This is a genomic window from Ramlibacter sp. (genome assembly GCF_035706265.1).
In the GTDB taxonomy this organism is placed as follows: Bacteria; Pseudomonadota; Gammaproteobacteria; order Burkholderiales; family Burkholderiaceae_C; genus Ramlibacter.
The window spans coordinates 1-2,907 of record NZ_DASSVG010000423.1; the positions used below are offsets into that span (position 1 = coordinate 1).

The 2,907-nt window shown below is 69.2% G+C and carries 3 protein-coding genes; 2 read left to right on the forward strand and 1 reads right to left on the reverse strand.

Going from position 1 to position 2,907, the window contains the following annotated elements; translation table 11 throughout:
• Nucleotides 1-252 precede the first annotated feature (252 nt).
• Both lptF and lptG read left to right on the forward strand, forming a co-directional pair.
• Nucleotides 253-1,335 (forward strand): LPS export ABC transporter permease LptF, encoded by a 1,083-nt coding sequence (gene lptF / locus VFM98_RS15060; RefSeq protein ID WP_325110726.1) that lies wholly within the window; start codon nucleotides 253-255, stop codon nucleotides 1,333-1,335.
• Nucleotides 1,332-2,432: an LPS export ABC transporter permease LptG gene (lptG, locus tag VFM98_RS15065; RefSeq protein ID WP_325110727.1), complete on the forward strand. Its 1,101-nt coding sequence runs from the start codon at nucleotides 1,332-1,334 to the stop codon at nucleotides 2,430-2,432. Before lptF ends, lptG begins: the two co-directional genes overlap by 4 nt.
• Here the strand turns inward: lptG and VFM98_RS15070 are convergent.
• On the reverse strand, nucleotides 2,429-2,907 hold a 479-nt coding region (locus VFM98_RS15070; protein ID WP_325110728.1), incomplete at its 5' end, for an RDD family protein. The two genes, lptG and VFM98_RS15070, sit on opposite strands and share 4 nt — an antisense overlap.

The following is a 2,907-nucleotide window of genomic DNA, read 5'->3' on the forward strand; positions in this document are numbered from 1 at the left end:
CGGCCGGGGAAAGGCCGCCGTCGGCGAAGGCGCCGACCACCACGCAATCGACGTTGGCGGCGGCAGGGGCGGTGGCGTTCAGGGCGAATTCAAGGCTCATCGACGGATTCCCGGGCGGATTCAGTAAGATCGTGTTCGATAAAATCTGGCCGGCCCGGGGCGCAAGAGCGCAGGGCCGGCGAACCGCCAAGTGTAGTGCAAGCCGCGGCGCAGGCCGCGAGGCGCACGTCCCAAGCCCGCCCCCGGAGCACGATGCTCAAGCTCGACCGCTACCTGTTGCGCGAACTGGTCCAGGCCACGTTCGCCGCGTTGATCGTGCTCTCGGTCGTCAGCCTCGGCGGCGTGTTCACCGACGTGCTCAGCGACATCGCCCGCGGCCGGGTTCCGGCCGGGCTGATGCTGTCCCAGCTGGGGCTGCAGACGATCCGCTACCTGCCGATGATCCTGCCGCTGGGGCTGATGATCGGCCTGCTGCTCGGTTTCGGCCGCCTGTACCGCGATTCGGAAATGCCGATCCTGACCTCGATCGGGGTCGGCCCGCGCCGGCTGCTGCGGCCCTGGGCGTGGCTGGTGCTGCCGATGGTGGGGCTGATCGCGCTGTGCTCGCTGTGGCTCGGGCCCTGGGCCAAGCGCACCTCGGACGAGATGGTCGCCGCCGGCAACCGCAACCTGCTGGTCGCGGGGCTCGACGCGGGGCGCTTCACCGAATTGCCGGGCGGGGGCGGCGTGGTCTACGTCGGCGCGATGTCGAACGACGGCACCCACCTGCAGCGCATCTTCGTCTATCGCCAGGACGGCGACCGCCTCGACGTGACCACCGCCACCGGCGCCACGCTCAAGATCGAAGGCGGGACCCAGCGCTTCCTCGACCTCAAGGACGGATTCCGGGTCGAGGGCCCGCTGGACAGCGGGCGCGATTACCGGCTGATGCGCTATGCGCGCAACGAACTGCGCATGCCCATGTCCAAGGCCGAGGACAGCCCGCGCAACCCGCAGGGCCTTCCGATCGGCGAATTGTTGTCCGATCCCCGCCCGCAGGCCGGGGCGCAGCTGCATTTCCGCATCGCGCCGCCGTTGCTGGCGCTGGCGTTCGCGCTGATGGCGGTGCCGCTGGCGCGCAGTTCGCCGCGGCAGGCGCGCTACGGCCGGTTGCTGCTGGGCTTCCTCGCCTACCTGTTCGGCATGAACCTGATGCTGCTCGGCACCGACTGGCTGGGCAGCGGCAAATTGCCGATGGCCGCCGGCCTGTGGTGGCTGTTGCTGCCGTTGCTCGCGGCCGGTGCCTGGTTCTACTTCACCGACGGGCGCGTGCGCCGGCCACGGAGGCGCGCATGAAGCCGTTCCCGAAGATCCATGATCTGTACGTCGGCCGCGTGCTGCTCGGCACGGTGCTGCTGACCTGGACGGTGCTGATCGGGCTGGACGTGGTGATGGCGGTCGTGACCGAACTGGGCGACGTCGGCACCGGGCGCTACGGCTTCGGCAACGCGGTGGCGGTGGTCGCGCTGACCATCCCGCGGCGCGCCTACATGCTGTTCCCGACCGCCGCGGTGATCGGCGCATTGATGGGCCTGGGCCAGCTCGCCGCGAGCTCGGAGCTGACAGCATTGCGCGCGCTGGGCCTGTCGCGCCGACGGCTCGGCCTGGCCGTTGCCGGCGCCTTGGCAGTGCTGACCGCGCTGATGGTGGTGAACGGCGAAACCCTCGGCCCCTGGGGCCAGCAGCGCGCCGATGCGCTGAAGGCTTCGGCCAAGTCCAACGACATGATCGTGGCCCGCTACAGCGGCCTGTGGGCGCGCGAAGGCGACACCTTCCTCAACGCGCAGACCGGGCAGGAGCGCGGCGAAGGCGACAAGCGCTACCTCGAATTGCAGGGCGTGCGCCTGTACGAATTCGCCAAGGACGGGCGGCTGGAATCCATCGCCCGCGCAGGCAGCGCCGAGCACCATCCGGGCGGCTGGCTGCTGCACGACGTCCGGCGCACCTGGTTCGAGCAGCGCTCCGTGACCGAGACCGAGGCGATGGAGGAACGCTGGACCTCGAAGCTGGACGAAACCGCGCTCGCGGCCAGCATCGCGCGTCCGCGCTACCTGTCGTCGAGCGAACTCGGCCGCAGCATCGCCTACCGCAAGCGCAACGGCCTCGATGCCAGCGAATACGAGGAGTTCTACTGGGGCCGCTGGTTCTATCCGCTCAACGTGCTGGCGCTGTGCCTGGCCGCGGTGCCGTTCGCGTTCGGTTCGCTGCGCAGTGGCGGCATGGGCAAGCGGCTCTTCATCGGCATCGTGTTCGCGCTGATGTTCTGGCTGGTGCAGACCCAGTTCGTGAAGCTGGCGGGCGTGTACAAGTTCGATTTCCGCCTCGCCTACCTGATTCCGCCGACGTTGATGCTGGCGGTGTCGGCGACGCTGTTCCGAAGGCGCTCCGGCTAGCGATTCCGCCGCAACATCCGCGTACCGCTGGCGCGGTCGTGCCACGTGAGCCGTTCGCGGTCGAACAGCGCCCACCAGAAGCCCGCGCCGGCCGGCAGCAAGGACAGCGTTCCCACTGCATAGCGTTTCCACAACGCCGTGAACGATGCGTTGCCGCCATCGGCGGACACAACGCGCAGGCGCCACGGCCGCATCCCGAGCGTCGCGCCGCCGCGGCGCCAGCTGATCGTCGCGTACAGCCCGGTGACGGCCCAGCAGCACAGCCACAGCAGCCATTGCAACGCACTGAACGGTGCGATGTTCTGGCGCGTGCCGTGGTGGCCGAGATAGGTGTAGCCGAGGGTGAATGCCGCCGACAGCAGCATCCACAACGCCAGCACGGGGAAGAAGTCGTAGACCAGCGCGAGCAGGCGCCAGCCGAGCAGTGCGCGGGGTGGTGATTCGGAATTGGACATGCGCACAGGATACGTGCCCC

Bases quoted from the DNA above. Each gene is read 5' to 3' on its own strand.
- lptF (WP_325110726.1), top strand. From the start codon at position 253: ATGCTCAAGCTCGACCGCTACCTGTTGCGCGAACTGGTCCAGGCCACG.
- lptG (WP_325110727.1), top strand. From the start codon at position 1,332: ATGAAGCCGTTCCCGAAGATCCATGATCTGTACGTCGGCCGCGTGCTG.